The sequence below is a fragment of the Hwanghaeella sp. LZ110 genome (assembly GCF_048892525.1).
Lineage (GTDB): Bacteria > Pseudomonadota > Alphaproteobacteria > UBA8366 > Aestuariispiraceae > Pacificispira.
Genome location: NZ_JBLZHT010000003.1, coordinates 222,415 through 237,917, shown reverse-complemented (window position 1 = coordinate 237,917; position 15,503 = coordinate 222,415). Strand labels below are relative to the sequence as shown.

General features: G+C 54.0%; 17 protein-coding genes and 1 tRNA gene. 11 read left to right on the top strand and 7 right to left on the bottom strand.

From position 1 onward, the window contains the following. Positions 1-2: 2 nt before the first annotated feature. Positions 3-413, bottom strand: coding sequence for a rhodanese-like domain-containing protein (locus ACOSDM_RS07325; RefSeq protein WP_420723850.1), 411 nt, complete (start codon positions 411-413; stop codon positions 3-5). A gap of 82 nt (positions 414-495) precedes the next feature. After that, complete coding sequence (locus ACOSDM_RS07320; RefSeq protein WP_420723849.1) at positions 496-1,680, bottom strand: endonuclease/exonuclease/phosphatase family protein; 1,185 nt, start codon at positions 1,678-1,680, stop codon at positions 496-498. 230 nt (positions 1,681-1,910) lie between these two features. On the opposite strand from ACOSDM_RS07320, the gene ACOSDM_RS07315 reads away from it, so the two are divergent. Next, complete coding sequence (locus ACOSDM_RS07315) at positions 1,911-2,300, top strand: DUF805 domain-containing protein (RefSeq protein WP_420723848.1); 390 nt, start codon at positions 1,911-1,913, stop codon at positions 2,298-2,300. A 39-nt stretch (positions 2,301-2,339) separates the two neighbouring features. Here the strand turns inward: ACOSDM_RS07315 and ACOSDM_RS07310 are convergent, their stop codons facing one another. Continuing rightward, complete coding sequence (locus tag ACOSDM_RS07310; protein ID WP_420723847.1) at positions 2,340-2,729, bottom strand: acyl-CoA thioesterase; 390 nt, start codon at positions 2,727-2,729, stop codon at positions 2,340-2,342. A gap of 88 nt (positions 2,730-2,817) precedes the next feature. Here ACOSDM_RS07310 and parE point away from each other — a divergent pair, with 88 nt between their 5' ends. Further along, positions 2,818-4,806, top strand: a complete 1,989-nt coding sequence (gene parE / locus ACOSDM_RS07305; protein ID WP_420723846.1) for a DNA topoisomerase IV subunit B — start codon at positions 2,818-2,820, stop codon at positions 4,804-4,806. Between the two features lie 93 nt (positions 4,807-4,899). Beyond that, complete coding sequence (locus ACOSDM_RS07300; protein WP_420723845.1) at positions 4,900-5,478, top strand: hypothetical protein; 579 nt, start codon at positions 4,900-4,902, stop codon at positions 5,476-5,478. Here ACOSDM_RS07300 and ACOSDM_RS07295 read toward each other — a convergent pair. Next, positions 5,475-6,017, bottom strand: a complete 543-nt coding sequence (locus ACOSDM_RS07295; protein ID WP_420723844.1) for a hydrolase — start codon at positions 6,015-6,017, stop codon at positions 5,475-5,477. The genes ACOSDM_RS07300 and ACOSDM_RS07295 overlap by 4 nt on opposite strands. Positions 6,018-6,213: 196 nt before the next feature. Between ACOSDM_RS07295 and ACOSDM_RS07290 the strand changes: the two genes are divergently transcribed. The 5 genes from ACOSDM_RS07290 (at position 6,214) to ACOSDM_RS07270 (ending at position 10,534) form a co-directional block, all read left to right on the top strand. Next, a complete protein-coding gene (locus ACOSDM_RS07290) occupies positions 6,214-7,857 on the top strand; it encodes a DEAD/DEAH box helicase (RefSeq protein WP_420723843.1) in 1,644 nt (547 codons plus the stop codon). Positions 7,858-7,978: 121 nt separating this feature from the next. Further along, on the top strand, positions 7,979-8,218 hold the full coding sequence (locus ACOSDM_RS07285; protein ID WP_420723842.1) for an Lrp/AsnC ligand binding domain-containing protein: 240 nt from the start codon (positions 7,979-7,981) through the stop codon (positions 8,216-8,218). Between the two features lie 7 nt (positions 8,219-8,225). Next, a complete protein-coding gene (locus ACOSDM_RS07280; protein WP_420723841.1) occupies positions 8,226-9,080 on the top strand; it encodes a C40 family peptidase in 855 nt (284 codons plus the stop codon). 60 nt (positions 9,081-9,140) lie between these two features. Continuing rightward, positions 9,141-9,920, top strand: coding sequence for a 2-oxo-tetronate isomerase (otnI, locus tag ACOSDM_RS07275; RefSeq protein ID WP_420723840.1), 780 nt, complete (start codon positions 9,141-9,143; stop codon positions 9,918-9,920). Continuing rightward, positions 9,917-10,534 (top strand): hydrolase, encoded by a 618-nt coding sequence (locus ACOSDM_RS07270; protein ID WP_420723839.1) that lies wholly within the window; start codon positions 9,917-9,919, stop codon positions 10,532-10,534. Before otnI ends, ACOSDM_RS07270 begins: the two co-directional genes overlap by 4 nt. Here the strand turns inward: ACOSDM_RS07270 and ACOSDM_RS07265 are convergent. The 3 genes from ACOSDM_RS07265 to ACOSDM_RS07255 form a co-directional block, all read right to left on the bottom strand. Continuing rightward, positions 10,505-12,325: a hypothetical protein gene (locus ACOSDM_RS07265; RefSeq protein WP_420723838.1), complete on the bottom strand. Its 1,821-nt coding sequence runs from the start codon at positions 12,323-12,325 to the stop codon at positions 10,505-10,507. The two genes, ACOSDM_RS07270 and ACOSDM_RS07265, sit on opposite strands and share 30 nt — an antisense overlap. A gap of 64 nt (positions 12,326-12,389) precedes the next feature. Further along, positions 12,390-13,118 carry an RlmE family RNA methyltransferase gene (locus tag ACOSDM_RS07260; protein ID WP_420723837.1) on the bottom strand — a complete coding sequence of 243 codons (729 nt, stop codon included), beginning with the start codon at positions 13,116-13,118 and terminating at the stop codon, positions 12,390-12,392. 42 nt (positions 13,119-13,160) lie between these two features. Next, positions 13,161-13,235 (bottom strand) — tRNA-Gln (locus tag ACOSDM_RS07255). Between the two features lie 182 nt (positions 13,236-13,417). Here ACOSDM_RS07255 and ACOSDM_RS07250 point away from each other — a divergent pair. The 3 genes from ACOSDM_RS07250 to ACOSDM_RS07240 all read left to right on the top strand — a co-directional run bounded on the left by ACOSDM_RS07250 (position 13,418) and on the right by ACOSDM_RS07240 (position 15,452). Beyond that, on the top strand, positions 13,418-14,005 hold the full coding sequence (locus tag ACOSDM_RS07250) for a glutathione peroxidase (RefSeq protein WP_420723836.1): 588 nt from the start codon (positions 13,418-13,420) through the stop codon (positions 14,003-14,005). A 121-nt stretch (positions 14,006-14,126) separates the two neighbouring features. Continuing rightward, entirely contained in the window at positions 14,127-14,819 is a 693-nt protein-coding gene (locus ACOSDM_RS07245; RefSeq protein ID WP_420723835.1) for a glutathione S-transferase family protein, read from the top strand. 408 nt (positions 14,820-15,227) lie between these two features. Next, positions 15,228-15,452, top strand: a complete 225-nt coding sequence (locus ACOSDM_RS07240) for a DUF1127 domain-containing protein (protein WP_420723834.1) — start codon at positions 15,228-15,230, stop codon at positions 15,450-15,452. Positions 15,453-15,503 lie beyond the last annotated feature (51 nt).

Genomic DNA, 15,503 nt, shown 5'->3' with positions numbered 1-15,503 from the left:
GCTTATCCCTCTTTGGGCTTCGGACCCACAATAGGGCCGCCGGCGTCAATCCAAGATGTGAAGCCATCAGTGATATGGGCGACATTTTCAATGCCCATATCCTGCAAGGTCGCGACCGTGATCGCAGACCGCCAGCCGGACGCGCAGTGGAAGATAAACGTCTTATCCTCCCCAAAGATCGGCTTGAAATAAGGGCTGTCGGGATCGACCCAGAATTCCACCATGCCGCGCGGGCAATGGAAGGCATTTTCAATATATCCAATCCGCTCCCGCTCTCTGGGGTCGCGCAGATCGACAATCACCACGTCATCGCGCTGTGCCATTTCAATCGCTTCGGGCGCATCGATCTCCCGAATGCGGGCCTTGGCGTCGGCAACCATCTGGGCGCTTGTCATTTTCAAGGGTTGGGGCATGGGGGTCCTCCGGTTTCTTGCCAGAAACCCTAGACCAGGACCCCACGTAAAAAAAGCAGCCTGTTTGGCGAACGCTCTCCCCTTACTCTTTCAATTTTTCCAGATAGGCATCGCTGAAGTCGATTTCCAATTCAACCCATAAAGGCAAGTGATCGCTGGCGTGGAAGGTGCGCCAATCATCCATATAATAGTCCTTGAGATCGGTATCACTGTCGAGGCGAGCGCTCCACATTGCGATATTATCCTGTGCCGTCTGCAGTTTTTTCTGCCAGCGTGTGGTTGCCGCAGATGACAACTCACCCGCATCCAACTTCCCCTGTGCCTCCGCTTGCTCTTCCGCGAAACCTGCCAGTTTATCGCGAATGGTCTCTTTGACTCGTGCACGATGCGCCGGGAAATCTTCTTCCCTAAAAATGCAGTCAAAGAATTGAAAAACATCATGAAAATGATCTGGATTTGCGGGGCGTAATTCGTCCTTGCGCGTCAGAAAGGAAATCTGATCATAGAATTTTGTCTGATCCTTGGTGCTGCCCTTGTGATTAAGAGCGACCGTAAACCCATTTTTCTCCAGTGCGTTGAAGCCATCGCTGCCCGCTGCCTTGATGTTAAAATCACCGACCAGAATATAGTTTGAATCCGATGCCTTGGCCCGCTTCTTCAGGAACTTGGCGATGCCATCAATTTCCGAAACCCGGCGTCGGTACTTCTGTCCGGAATCATTGCCGAAGTAGATATGAACCGTTGCGAATTCAAATTTGAACCATCCGGCCTGGAATGCACACATAAAGGGGGTGCGGGAAAATTGCAGCGTGCGCTCCCCATCCTTGATCAATTGCGAGTCCGGCAGGACAATCTCCCCCGCCACGCCCTTGAATTGAACTTTACGGGTGTCATAGACGAATCCCAACCGCTCCCCATTGCCCCCCGTGCCTTCGGTCACATCGGTGATGATGTAATCATACCAATGCCCCAGCAACCGCATCAGTTCCTTCAATGGCTGCAAGTCGTCGCATATCTCCTGCAGCGCAATGACATCGAACCGGGCGCAGATTTCGGCGATATAGGTGAAATCCTCCAGAGTCCGATAGCCATTGCCAAAGCGATTGTCGTCGAAATTGCGCAAATTCCAGGTGCCCAGAATCAGCGTTCGGGAATCTGTGCGTTCTGGAATATTGGCATCCAATGCAGCGCGCAAACGCTCAATCCCCGCAATTGTACGTCGACGATCCACCTGGTTCATGGTTTTCAAAGGATGATAAAACGGCATGGCCCACCCCATTCGCTGTCGTTTTCACTGTGATTATATCAAAAAAACGCGAAAAGGTGGTATTTATGAATTATTACAGTTTTGGTTAGGATCTCGGCATTTCTCTAACCTTAATTCTGAACCCCACCTGTTTTAAAAATAGTGAATATGAATAAAATACAATCATTGTTGATCTTTTAAAGATAAACAATGTAGCATCAGAACACCATGGCATTGGGGAGGACAAAACCATGAATTACGCACTTCAACCACTGAAGAAATACGCAGATTTTTCAGGCCGCGCCCGCCGTAAAGAATTCTGGCTGTATTATCTTTGTTTTATGGTTGCCACTATTATCGTAACGATTTTCGATATGGTGGTTGGTACCTATGACTATCAGTACAGTGTCGGCCTGTTTTACGTCATATTCTCGCTCGGTCTTTTTATCCCAACACTTGCCGTCTCCGTCCGTCGACTGCATGACACAGATCGCCGCGGATGGTGGTATCTTCTGATCTTTATTCCAATTCTGGGCGGGCTCGCGCTGTTGGTCCTGTTCTGCCTTAACGGTACGGAAGGCCCCAACAGATTCGGGCCAGACCCAAAGACGGAGACTGTCGAAGACCTGCAACCAGCCTAGGACCAGCATATGTGGGTATAGGCCAAAACGAACACCGGCCTATTCCGACATCGGGCGGGGTTTGCGGTCACTGCCGATGGACACATAAGTATAAGTCCCCTCCGTCACCAACACCCGTTCCATGGTTTCGCTGCGCAAGGCCCATGTTTGAATATTGACCGAAATGGACGTCCGGCCTTTCTTTAGAATGCTCGTGTAACAACACACGACATCGCCAACAAAGACCGGCAAGTAAAAGGTCATCGTATCGACAGCGACCGTGACCACGCGTCCCTTGGCGCAGTCCCGCGCGGCGATGCCCCCAGCGACATCCATCTGAGACAGGACCCAGCCCCCGAAAATATCGCCCGCAGGGTTTGTATCAGCGGGCATAGCGATTGTGCGAATCTGCAATTCACCGCGCGGAGTCGCCTTGGAATCAGTGGTCATCTCTGTCAAATCCTATATCTTGTGGTTAAATGCCATTCGCTACACTCTATAAGCTTGCGAGCGCCCGTCCAGCCCGTATAATGACACTATGAGCGACCTATTCCAAAGCACTGTTAAGCAGCAAGACGACTATTCCGCCAAGGACATTGAAGTTCTTGAGGGATTGGAGCCTGTGCGCCGCCGCCCCGGCATGTATATCGGGGGCACGGACGAGCGCGCCTATCACCATCTGGTCGCCGAAGTCCTGGACAATTCCATGGACGAAGCTGTGGCCGGTCACGCCAGCCGGATCGAATTGGAACTGTCCGAAGACGGGTCCTGCACGGTCCGGGATAACGGGCGTGGCATTCCGATTGATCCGCATCCGAAATACAAAGACAAATCCGCGCTGGAAGTCATCCTGACCACGCTGCATTCCGGGGGTAAGTTTTCCGGCAAGGTCTATGCCACATCGGGCGGACTGCACGGGGTTGGTGTTTCTGTCGTAAATGCCCTGTCTCAAAGCTTGATGGTTGAAGTTGCCAGGGACCGCGTTGTCTATCGCCAGTCCTTCAGCCGCGGCCTGCCTTTGGGCAAGCTGGAAAAGGTTGGCGATGCGCAGAACCGGCGCGGCACGACGATCACCTTTACCCCGGATACAGAGATTTTCGGCACCAAGATCCACTTTGAACCGGAACAGCTTTATCGCATGGCGCGGTCCAAAGCGTATCTGTTCAAAGGGGTGGAGATTCGCTGGTCCTGCCCCGCCTCCATGTTGCGGGAAGGATCAGAGGTTCCACAAAAAGGTGTCCTGCATTTCCCTGGTGGCTTGAAGGACTATCTGACCTATACGCTGGGCGACCGGGTCACCATAACACCGCGCGCCTTTGCCGGTGCCTGGAAGGCCAGCGATGGCGTCGGCCAGATGGAATGGGCGATGCATTGGCCCGCCGATGGCGACGGCTTCTGCCACACCTATTGCAACACCGTGCCAACGCCCCAGGGCGGCACCCATGAAAGCGCGATGCGTTCTGCCCTGGCGAAATCATTGCGGGCCTATGGCGAATTGGTTGGCAACAAGCGCGCCACACAGATCACCGGCGATGATATCACGGGCGAAGCCAGCATCATGCTGTCAGTCTTTATCCCCGATCCGCAATTCCAGGGTCAGACCAAGGAAAAACTGGTCTCCGCCGATGCCGGTAAGATGGTGGAACCGGCGCTGAAGGATCGTTTTGACCATTGGCTGGCGGAAGATCCCGCCTCTGCCAATGACCTGCTGGAGCGGATTCTGGAGCGGGTGGATGAGCGCCAGAAGCGCAAGGCCCAGAAGGAACAGCGCCGCAAAACCCCGACCCGCAAATTGCGCCTGCCGGGCAAACTGGCCGATTGCTCCTCTGAAAGTGCTGAAGGCACGGAAATCTTCCTGGTTGAGGGCGATAGCGCGGGCGGCAGTGCGAAACAGGCCCGGGATCGCAAGACCCAGGCGATCCTGCCAATGAAGGGCAAGATCCTGAACGTCGCCTCCGCCTCTGCGGATAAGTTAAAGCAGAATCAGGAACTTAAAGATATCATCCAGGCGCTGGGCTGTGGCACGCGGGCGGATTTCCAGTTGGACAAGCTGCGCTATGAACGGGTCGTGATCATGACCGATGCCGATGTCGACGGCGCACATATCGCCTCTTTGTTGATGACATTCTTCTATCGCGAAATGGCGGGGTTGATCGAATCCGGGCGCTTGTTCCTGGCGCAACCGCCGCTATATCGTCTGACCCAGGGCGGGAAGTCGGTTTATGCCATGGATGACGTGTCGAAAGACGCGCTGCTGAAATCTGAATTCAAACCGAATTCCAAGGTCGATATCAGCCGCTTTAAGGGTCTTGGCGAAATGCCCCCGGCGCAATTGCGGGAAACCACAATGGACCCGGCGCGTCGCACCCTGCTGCGCGTTCAATTGCCAGATCGCAGCCGGGAAGACGAATTGGAGGAAAGCCGCCGCACCGCGCGGTTGGTGGAAACCCTGATGGGGAAAAAGCCGGAATTACGCTTCCAATATATCCAGGATCACGCCCGCTTTATCGATGATCTGGATGTCTGATCGGGGATTTGACAGCACCCTGCCCTTGACGTGATCCATTCGACCGCCCAGATCGTTATTCTGTTGGGGGGCTCAATCCGAAAGGAAATCGATGTGATTCGTCTGACCTCCCGCACTGTCTCACTTCTCTGTGCTGCTATGATTCTAGCGTCTTGCGCAGGAACCGGGGCCACGGTTTACAAACAAAGCTATGCCGCGCTGTATCGCCAACAGGAAATCATCGCCAAGCATTACGAGACCGGGGTCAGCGTTGAGACAATCGGCAGTTTTGCGGGTATGTCCTCGCCAGATTTAGGCCAATCTGTGGCCTCTGCGATGGATCAACACAATGAAGGCCCGCCCCTGCGCTTTTACGCCAGAACAGTGGAAAACTGGGACAAGGATCATCATGCTGCGGTGTTGTTTCAGCCCGCCCCGGATGCCCTGGCCTTTAAGTTGTGTGACGGAACCGCCGTTTCCAGTGCGAAAGGCGATCCCAATACCGCCCTGCTGGCCTATTGCCGCTATGGCAAACCGTATAGCGATGTCTGGGTGACAATTCCTGCGGGCGCAAAGCCGGGGGACAAGGCCTTTGAAGATGCCTTTGCATTCGCAACGCGCATGCTTCTGCCTGTTAATCCAGAAGGACGGGATCGGTGCGATTTCAATTGCCAGCAGATGATTGGCAGTTAGGAAATCAATCCACGGAGGTCCTTGAATTCTGGTGTTCCGGCCTGGCCCAGCCACTCGAACACCACCATTTCCAAGGTGACGACAGAAATACCGGCCTGCAATAGCCTGGCCTTTGCTGCCTGAACACTGTCGGGCGACCTGCTGGATATGGCGTCACCGACAACGAAGACTTCATATCCGGCGGCTTGAAAGCCCAGGGCGGATTGCAGGACGCAGACATGCGCTTCAACCCCGCACAGCACCAGCTGACGCCGCCGCGACCGGCTTAAGGCCTCCGTTATCAGCGGTTCATCGGCACAGGAGAAATGGGTCTTGGCGAAAATCTCCACCTCTGTCAGGGCCGCTGCAAGGGGCGCAACGGAAGGACCCAGTCCTTTTGGATATTGTTCGCTGCACAAAACTGGGATTGAGAGACGCCGCGCGGCTTCGATCAGCTTCAAACTGGCGTTCAGCACATGGTCGCCCTGATGCATTACGGGTAGCAACCGTTCCTGAATGTCTATGACGCACAGCGACGCGCGTTCTCGTTTCATCAGCATTTTCGTCACTCCTGTTCCCAAAAGGCCCAAATATTGGTGAAAACGTAGCCTTCCGGCAACAGTTGGGCAACTCGCCGGGTAATTGCGGCCTCCTGATGTCGGCATAGATTGACAGGGTAAGCATGAGGCCTATAGTCCGCGGCAATCGAAAGCGCAGAAATCCCGGCCTTTTTGAGGGCCGACGAAGAAGGAAAGCATGACAACAACATTTGCAGATTTAGGTTTAAGTGATGCACTCCTGCGGGCCATTGCCGATGCAGGATATGAACATCCGACGCCGATCCAGGAAAAGGCAATTCCGTATGTCTTGATGAATCGGGACATTCTGGGTTGTGCCCAGACGGGAACTGGCAAGACGGCTTCCTTCACACTGCCAATGATTGATATTCTAAGCCAGGGCCGCGGCCGCGCCCGGATGCCACGCACGGTTATTCTGGAACCGACGCGCGAACTGGCGGCACAGGTTGCGGATAATTTTGAAACCTATGGCAAATACTGCAAACTAAACATGGCCCTGCTGATTGGTGGCGTATCGTTCAGTGAACAGGAAGCCAAGATCAACCGCGGCGTTGACGTTCTGATCGCAACCCCGGGCCGCCTGATGGACCATTGCGAACGCGGCAAGGTAATCCTGACCGACGTGAAAATTCTGGTCATCGACGAAGGCGACCGGATGCTGGATATGGGCTTTATTCCTGATGTGGAAAAGCTGGTATCCCTGATGCCGCCGCTACGCCAGACCTTGATGTTTTCCGCGACCATGCCGCCGGAAATTCGCAAGCTGGCCTCTAAATTCCAAAGCAATCCAAAAGAAATCACCGTATCCGCCCCGGCCAGCACCGCAGACACAATCGAACAACGCCTGCTGAAAGTGGATGGCCGCCAGAAACGCAAGGTTCTGTATCGCCTGTTGCAGGATAAAACCATTTCCAACGCGCTGGTTTTCTGTAACCGCAAGCGTGATGTCGCGACCCTGTATCGCGCCCTGGAAGAGGCTGGGATTTCATCTGGCGCATTGCATGGCGATATGGATCAGTACAAGCGCCTGGAATGGCTTGAGAAATTCAAGAACAACGAAATCCAGGTTCTGGTCTGTTCCGATGTCGCCGCCCGAGGCCTGGACATCCCAAGCGTCAGCCACGTCTTCAATTATGACGTCCCAACCCATTCGGAGGATTATGTCCATCGCATCGGTCGCACGGGCCGTGCAGGACGATCCGGCATTTCAATTACACTGGCGACAGAATCGGAAATGCGCCTTGTCGGTGGTATTGAAAAGCTGATCGGTAAGAAAATTCCGGTTGTGACTGAGGTCACGGAAGCGTTGGGCAGCGATGCACCTGTCGACGAGACAAAAGCATCCCCCGAACAGCAAGATGATGCACCATCACAAGACCGCCCCAAACGCCGGTCCAGATCACGCAGCAAGCGTGCCTCCGACGAACAGACAGAGTCGTCGCAGAGTGCATCGTCCAACGATGATGCCGGTAATCAAGATACAGGCGCCCAGAATTCAGGTGCCCAGGATCCAGCCTCGCAGGATCAACCCGAAGACAAAGCCCCCAGCCGCACCCGTGGCCAACGAGGACGAAGCCGGGCAAAATCTGACGATGCGTCCGAGTCTCCACGTCAGGGGCGCTCAAATAATGACCGTTCGGGCAATGACCGTCCGGCGAAGGAAAGTCAGTCGAAATCTGACTCGACCTCAAACCGCCAGGGTGGTCGTGGGCGGTCCCGCAATCCGGGCGTAGAGGCGAATGAAGATCCGCTGCCGGATATCTCTGATCAACCTTTTGGTAAGACAGAGCAGGTCCCGGCCTTTTTGCTGCGCGCACGATAATCCAAGTCCCTTAACAGGGTTTCACTTGCACCGGAACCCTGGTGCGGGGCATTCTTGTTTTGTCTGGTATTGCTGGTAATCGCCGGGCCGATTTTTGGATTGTTAGGAAAGTGAGTCATCCATGCGCACGCTCTTTGTTCAGGTAAAATGCGACCTTGGGGTCGCCTATACCACCGCTGCAGCCGCCATTGAGGAAGTGGAGCATGTGTCTGAGGTTTATTCGACGTCCGGACAATATGACCTGCTGATGAAATGCTATTTGCCGGAAGAGCTCGATGTCGGGCATTTTGTGACCGACCAGATTCAAAAACTGCCCGGTGTTCGCGATACTTTCACGACACTGGCCTTCAAGGCCTTCTGAGGCGGCGGTGGCTGAAACCGTATCGCCCTTACCGGATCGACGTCGCAATCTCTATCGCAGCGACCTTGCAGAAGCTGGCCTGGAAGGGGTTGTGCCCGCTGACCGCTATGTTACAGGTGCGCCAGCACGAATCTGCCAACCGATCGTCCCTGCCCGCCTGACGCCCAATCACGCAAAACCCCGAGACACTGAATTTTTAATGGGGGAACCTGTCCTGGTCTTTGACCGGGCCGATAATTGGGCCTGGGTTAAGTCCCAGCGCGATGGCTATGTCGGCTATATTGATCAGGGGGCACTGATATTCGGGGCACCTGCCCCAACCCACCGGGTCAACACGATCCGCAGTCATTTGTATCCCGCACCGGAATTGAAACGCTTCGCCCTTGCCGCATTGCCCTATGGTGCGCTGGTGACAGTGATTGATAGAACCGAAAAATGGGCGAAACTGGCCGATGGACAATGGGTTGCCCTGGCGCATCTGGTACCGGCTTCACAAACAGCCAAGGACCCGGTTGCAGAAGCCATGCGGTTCCTGGGTGTCCCGTATCTATGGGGGGGCCGGTCCAGTGACGGAATGGACTGTTCCGCCCTGGTACAATTCGCATTGGAAGCCTGCGGCATCCCCTGCCCGCGCGACAGTGACATGCAGGAAGCAGAACTGGGCAGCGCGATTGACCGCGCAGACCTGCAGGCAACAGATTTAATATTCTGGCCAGGTCATGTAGGGATGATGATGGATCGTGACAGGATGATCCATGCCAATGCGACCGACATGGCTGTAAGGGTCTGGACCTTAAGCGATTTTGAGGCGCATATTATCCGCATCGAAGGCCATGAGATTCGCACGATTAAACGCCTGTAATGCCAAACGCCCGTAATGCTAAACGCCGATAAAACAACTCTATAAGGATGATAATCCCCTATGCCCCGCTTTGCGGCGAATATTTCCATGCTGTTTACGGAACTGCCCTTTCTGGAACGGTTTGAGGCCGCCCTCGACGCTGGATTTAGTGGGGTAGAGTTCCTCTTTCCCTATGACTTTCCCCTTGATGAGATATCAGACGCCCACAAAAAAAGCGGCCTGACCCAGGTTCTGTTCAACCTGCCCGCCGGGGATTGGAAGCGCGGGGATCGGGGGATCGGCGCCCTGCCCGGCCGCGAGGCTGAGTTTGAAAGAGGCTTTCACCTGGCCCTGACTTACGCGAACGCCTTATCCTGCAAGAAACTCCACGTCATGTCCGGGATCGCGCCAACAACTCTGGACGACCGGGTCAATCTATCCGCGCTTGAAGGCAATTTACGCCGTATCGCGCCACAAGCGGCCAAACATGGCATCACCCTGATGCTGGAACCGATCAATACCAGGGACATGCCCGGCTATGTCCTGAACAAGACGGAACAGGCTTTCCGCATTATGGGCAATGTCCCGGCCCAGAATATAATGCTGCAACTGGACCTGTATCATCGACAGATCATGCAGGGAGACCTGATCGCCACGATTGAGCGTCATATCCAGAAAATCGGACATATCCAGATCGCCGGGGTCCCCAGCAGAAATGAACCTGATACTGGAGAGATCAACTATCCTTATATTTTTCAACGGCTTGATGAATTGGGATATGATGGATGGGTCGGGTGCGAATACAATCCACGCGGGGACAGCTGGGCCGGACTGTCCTGGCTGGAGCCCTTTCTGTCATGAGTCGCACGCCAAAGGACACACGCGCCTGGCAACGCATGTTGAGCGGCAGGCGTCTGGATTTGCTGAACCCCAGCCCGGTTGATATTGAAATCGAGGACATCGCCCATGGCCTGTCCCGGGTAGCGCGCTGGAATGGTCAAACAACTGGGGAATGGGCGTTTTCCGTTGCCCAGCACAGTGTCATGGTCGAAGCCCTGGCGGTAGAACTGGAACCCCAATTAAGCGTCACACACCGATTACAAGCCCTGCTGCATGATGCATCAGAATATGTCGTTGGGGATATGATTTCCCCCTTCAAAACTGCGATTGGCCTGGATTACCGCGAAATGGAAGATCGGCTGCAGCAGGCAATCCATATCCGTTTCGGCCTACCCCCCACCCTGCCCGCCAAGATCAAGAGCCTGATCAAGAAGGCAGACCTGCATGCCGCCCGGATCGAGGCGACGGGCATTGCCGGCTTTTCCGAACAAGAAGCCAGGAAGCTGTGGGGCAAGCCACCAGCGGTTAAAATCACCGGTCGCTTTGATCCCACCCCAATCCCACCAGATCAGGCCAAAGCGATGATGCTATCGCGCTTTAACAGCCTAATTCCCGCCCTCCCGCCAGTTCGTTGACTCTTTCGCGGTCTTCTTCTCCTCGACGGGTTTTGGGACAAGCTTGGCCTCAACAAGACTGGCGATAAGGGCGTCCATAATCGCCTCAACCGCGCGCTGTCGCAGAAACAACCTTAACGCACCCTGCAATATGGCCCGAAAGAACACGCCGAACCCGGATGACCGGATCAGGGCCTTTCCGACGACATGAACACGGTTGCTGACCCATTTCTCAATTTCCGGCAGACGTTTCTCAAACCCTTTGGGCCAGGGTGGCGTGAATATCCGGGCATTGGGGTCGAGTCCAATTGCGCCCATATCCCCCAATCCATCGAACAGCGGAATGATTGGCACCACTTTTTGGATATTGGTCTTGTCTTCAGGATCTGTAATCTCAAACTGCCAATGGGCAATTTGTGCGGGCGACCAATTCTGCTCCACCAATCGATGACTGACCGGAACGGCAAACCAACCCGACAGGAATCGCTGGGCATTCATGCGGCCCAGAATATAGTCATGGTGGCGAAAACTGATATCCAGAAATCCACCAAACGCCCCCACACTGCCGCAGGCAAGCGGCAGCGCCGCCAGAGCCTGCTTTCCCGTGTCATTCAATTCATAGCGCTTTGGCGCGATAGCATATCGGCTGGCCGATTTTTGAAGGATGGATAAATCTTCCGCCTTAAAGCGGGCCTGTTGCTTCAATGCGGAAATCATTCGCATCAGAACATAGGGTATTGTGGCTTGGTCGTTCTCTGGAGGGTCTGGATCATAGTCATTTGGAAAGGGATCGATCATCAGCAGTTTACGGGTGGAAAGCACCGGATCCCGCTCGTTACGCCCGGTACTGTCGGCAATCAAATGGCGTCCCATCTCAAATGGTTCATTGTTTAAGACACCCCCATCAATCGTCCAATAGTCGAAGTCTTTGGACACATCCTTTGGAAAAGACGGCGGAATCACACGGTCTTGGGTACAGTTATCCCCTTCACACTTCTCTAACGGAACCCGCCAGATCGCCTGTTCATAAAACTCTCTCGATGTTTTGATTTTTCGCGCCCGCAGGGCCCCTGGAAAGGCGGATGTCCCCAGGGCCGCATTTCCAAGATCCCTGAATCCAGACCCTGGCCCATTGGTGTTGAAATCAACAAATGTGTGACCGGTCCAGCCTGGATTGGTTTCCCCAAAGACAAACCTGGCATAATCCTTGTGCATGGAAATGTTGTGTTTGCGCCCTTCAATCGCATTGAAATCCAGATTATAGGGCGTCCCGCGCAGATTTGTTGTGGTCAGATAAACCGGAAGGGGCTGGCGCAGCCATTTCGGATATACAGTGCGGGTTTTCTGAAGATTAATCGCATCATCGCGTATGCCGTCCAGGCTGTCTTTTCCAACCGTATTTAACAGCGAATACAGCGGCTGGTCATCGCGCAGGTCATCATCGGCCAACAAGCCCTTCATATCGATCTTCTCAACCCAGGCCTTGTACAAGACAGAATGTTTGGCGCCCTGTTGGTATAGGGGTCCCCGCACCCCTTTTACAGGCCCGCGCACAATGGAGGGAAGCAAGGCGCTGCAAATCCCTCCGGCGGATGCCCCAAGGACGGCGTCAATCGATACCTTGTGGTTGGCCGGCATGTTGGGATCCCCGTCATCGCGTGCGGCCTCCATCGCGTCCAGCGCTTCGATCAGAAAATCCATGACCCCGGCGGTATAGGCCCCGGCAGAGACCGCCCCGGCCATCACAAGTGAAAGGTGAAAGCTTGTATCATCCTGCTGGTTCCCCAGCAGACGCGTTTCCTTCAACAACATGACAGCCCCCTATCTGTTAGATTAGGGGTAGAAGAATATCACAACTTAAAGAAATAATTTAAAATTATTGCTCGCCATTTTCGCGGCGGAATCCGACAGCGACCACATACATTTCAGGAGATTCTTTCCGGCTGGATTTCGGCTTCATATGAAAGACTTTGGTAAAGTCCTTCTTGAGGATCTGCAGCAGGTCATTTTCTGTACCGCCTGAAAATACCTTCGCGATAAAGGTGCCATTCGGGGCCAGGACTTCGGCTGCAAAGTGGTAGGCCGTTTCCACCAGTGCCACGACGCGCAAATGATCGGTTGGGGGATGTCCTGTTGTATTGGACGCCATATCGGACATGACAATATCCGCCTGCCCGCGCAGCACGGCCTTCAATCGATCCGGCGCATCGTCGTCCATAAAATCCCCGACCAGCAAGGTTGCGCCGGGGATCGGGTCACATTCCAGCAGGTCAATACCAACAATACGGGCCGTCTCCCCACACCGTTCCAGGGCAACCTGTGTCCAGCCGCCGGGCGCACAGCCCAGATCGACGATGCGGGCATTGGGTTTCAGGAATTGATGCTTGTCGTCAATCTCTGCCAGTTTGAACGCCGCACGACCGCGATAGCCCAGGCGCTGCGCCTCCAGCACATAGGGGTCGTTCAACTGTCGCTGAAGCCACAGGGTCGAAGACAGTTTGCGCCCCCGGGCCGTTTTAACCCGAACCTGCAATCCGCGGGCATCATTGACGTTATGGTTGGTTCTTTTGCCACCACCGCCAGGACCGGTCGATTTTTTTGCCATGCTGTCCCTCAATATCCGCGCATCACTTGCGCGAGGGTAAAATGGCTGGGGTGGAAGGATTCGAACCTTCGCATGCTGGAATCAGAATCCAGTGCCTTACCGCTTGGCTACACCCCAACAGGTCCATCCGATAATGTCAGGACGCGCGGGTCATACCGACTTTACCGGCACAGGTCAACGCCAACCCGTTGCAAATCTGTTACAACAATTCCCCCTGGATCAATTAGCTGCTAGTCTTACGCCAGATATCGACGCAGGATGGGCAAATCCAGTCCGAAAAGCACAGCGTAACAGGACATATGCGAAATCAATTCCTATATACCGTGGCAGGCGCCATCATTGCGACATGGTCAGCGATTCTAGGACTGTTCACCCCTATTCCAGCACAGGCGGAAACCATGCAGAAATCAGCCTATGATTTTACCTTTGCATCAATCGAAGGCGGTAACCTGCCGTTGGCGGCCTATAAGGGAAAGGCCATGTTAATCGTTAACACGGCCTCGTTTTGCGGATTTACGGACCAATACAAGGGCTTACAGGCGCTCTGGAATGAATTTCAGGATCAGGGTCTGGTCGTCATCGGCGTGCCCAGCAATGATTTTGGCAGTCAGGAACCCGGCACCGCAAATGAGATCAAATCATTCTGTGAAGGAACTTACGGCATCGACTTCCCCCTTGCCCAGAAGGTCTCGGTAAAGGGAGACCAAGCCCATCCATTTTACGCTTGGGCCGCAGCCGCAATGGGGATTGAAAAGGCACCGCGCTGGAATTTTCACAAATACCTGATCAACAGTCAGGGGGCGCTGGTTGGATCATTTCCCTCCACGGTTCGCCCATCGGATGAGGCCCTTCGATCAGAAGTCAAAGCAGCTTTGCCAAATTCGTGATCACAAATTTTATACTTTGAGGATGCGCATTCCCGGCAGGTCCGTATAGTGCGTCGCATATTCTGAAACCGCACATTCTGTACGGACACTTCACACCGATCCTGATAGGGAGACGCCAGCCATGGCCATCAGTCATTATGAACTTTGTGGCAAAGACCCTGAAATCCTGTTCAGTCCGAATGTCTGGCGCACCAAAATGGCGCTTGCCCACAAAAACTTGGACTTTGAAACCATTCCCTGGCGCTTTACGGAAAAAGACAAGATCGCCTTTTCCGGTCAAGGCAAGGTCCCTGTCATCAAAGACAATGACACAACAGTGATCGATTCCTGGGACATCGCGATCTATCTGGAAAATGCCTATCCGGATCGCCCCAGCTTGTTTGGCGGTGATGCGGGTCTGGCGGGTGTGACCTTTATTCGCCACTGGGTCGATACCGCAATATTCCCCGCCTGCGCGCCCCTGGCCGTATTTGGCGTCTGGAAATTGCTGGATGAAAAGGACCAGGCCTATTTCCGGGAAACCCGGGAAGCCCGGTTCGGCAAGGCGTTAGAGGACATTTGCGGTGACCCGGTCGAACGAATTGATGCCCTGCGCAAGGCCTTTACCCCGTTGCGCAGCATGCTGTCGCAACAATCCTATCTGGGTGGCGATGCGCCGCTATTTTCCGATCACATGGCCTTTGCGCCCCTGCAATGGCTGCGATGCGTGACAACGCATACCCTGTTTGAAGACAGTGACCCGGTTCAGGCATGGCTTGAGCGGATGTTAAAGGCCTATGGCGGCCTTGCAGGCGATGCAAAAACCATAAGATAAACCCCTCTGGCATTCAGAAAATGCCTTTCCAGTGACGCAAAAAGCCGCCTTGAGTCATTCAAAAGGATGAATCTGGCGGCTTTTTGCATCACGGGCTGGCGCACATAGACTAAAAATTCACAAAAGTTTTAAATTTTACAAATTTCCCATCAAATATCGGCAAAAAATACATAGTTAAATAAAATCAATAGCTTGCTAAAAAATTGAATTACAAACACCTTAGAACATCCTGCCATTTCTGTCGCTAAATCGATAATTTCAGACCGTCTTGTCGCTATTCCGATTTTGCATCCCCCTGACTCTATTTCTGCATTTGTATTCCGTCGCGAAAAAGCGCATTTCCCCGTCATCGCAGCGGCCACGAGGGCCCTGCACCCAGACAACTGCTTACTTTAGGGAGTGACCGTTATGACCATCCTTACCGTCGACACCAATCGTCAGGGCATCTCCCTGAAAGACATGATCGCAGACGCCGTATTCGCCGTGATCTCCTTCGCTGAATCAGCAATGGACCGCATTTCGGCAGAAATGAACCGTCGTGCGACCATCCGCCAGATCAACGGCCTGTCCGATGCCATGCTGAATGATATCGGCCTGACCCGCGGCGACGTCGAAAAATTGGTGAAAGCATAACACCATAAACGTCTTTAAGGACTAACGCTTAAGGACGGTGCGGAAAAAAGT

Excerpts from the sequence above, each read along its gene's own strand:
- ACOSDM_RS07325 (WP_420723850.1), bottom strand. The coding sequence starts at position 413 with ATGCCCCAACCCTTGAAAATGACAAGCGCCCAGATGGTTGCCGACGCC.
- ACOSDM_RS07320 (WP_420723849.1), bottom strand. The coding sequence starts at position 1,680 with ATGCCGTTTTATCATCCTTTGAAAACCATGAACCAGGTGGATCGTCGA.
- ACOSDM_RS07315 (WP_420723848.1), top strand. The coding sequence starts at position 1,911 with ATGAATTACGCACTTCAACCACTGAAGAAATACGCAGATTTTTCAGGC.
- ACOSDM_RS07310 (WP_420723847.1), bottom strand. The coding sequence starts at position 2,729 with ATGACCACTGATTCCAAGGCGACTCCGCGCGGTGAATTGCAGATTCGC.
- parE (WP_420723846.1), top strand. The coding sequence starts at position 2,818 with ATGAGCGACCTATTCCAAAGCACTGTTAAGCAGCAAGACGACTATTCC.
- ACOSDM_RS07295 (WP_420723844.1), bottom strand. The coding sequence starts at position 6,017 with ATGCTGATGAAACGAGAACGCGCGTCGCTGTGCGTCATAGACATTCAG.
- ACOSDM_RS07290 (WP_420723843.1), top strand. The coding sequence starts at position 6,214 with ATGACAACAACATTTGCAGATTTAGGTTTAAGTGATGCACTCCTGCGG.
- ACOSDM_RS07285 (WP_420723842.1), top strand. The coding sequence starts at position 7,979 with ATGCGCACGCTCTTTGTTCAGGTAAAATGCGACCTTGGGGTCGCCTAT.
- otnI (WP_420723840.1), top strand. The coding sequence starts at position 9,141 with ATGCCCCGCTTTGCGGCGAATATTTCCATGCTGTTTACGGAACTGCCC.
- ACOSDM_RS07270 (WP_420723839.1), top strand. The coding sequence starts at position 9,917 with ATGAGTCGCACGCCAAAGGACACACGCGCCTGGCAACGCATGTTGAGC.
- ACOSDM_RS07265 (WP_420723838.1), bottom strand. The coding sequence starts at position 12,325 with ATGTTGTTGAAGGAAACGCGTCTGCTGGGGAACCAGCAGGATGATACA.
- ACOSDM_RS07260 (WP_420723837.1), bottom strand. The coding sequence starts at position 13,118 with ATGGCAAAAAAATCGACCGGTCCTGGCGGTGGTGGCAAAAGAACCAAC.
- ACOSDM_RS07250 (WP_420723836.1), top strand. The coding sequence starts at position 13,418 with ATGCGAAATCAATTCCTATATACCGTGGCAGGCGCCATCATTGCGACA.
- ACOSDM_RS07245 (WP_420723835.1), top strand. The coding sequence starts at position 14,127 with ATGGCCATCAGTCATTATGAACTTTGTGGCAAAGACCCTGAAATCCTG.
- ACOSDM_RS07240 (WP_420723834.1), top strand. The coding sequence starts at position 15,228 with ATGACCATCCTTACCGTCGACACCAATCGTCAGGGCATCTCCCTGAAA.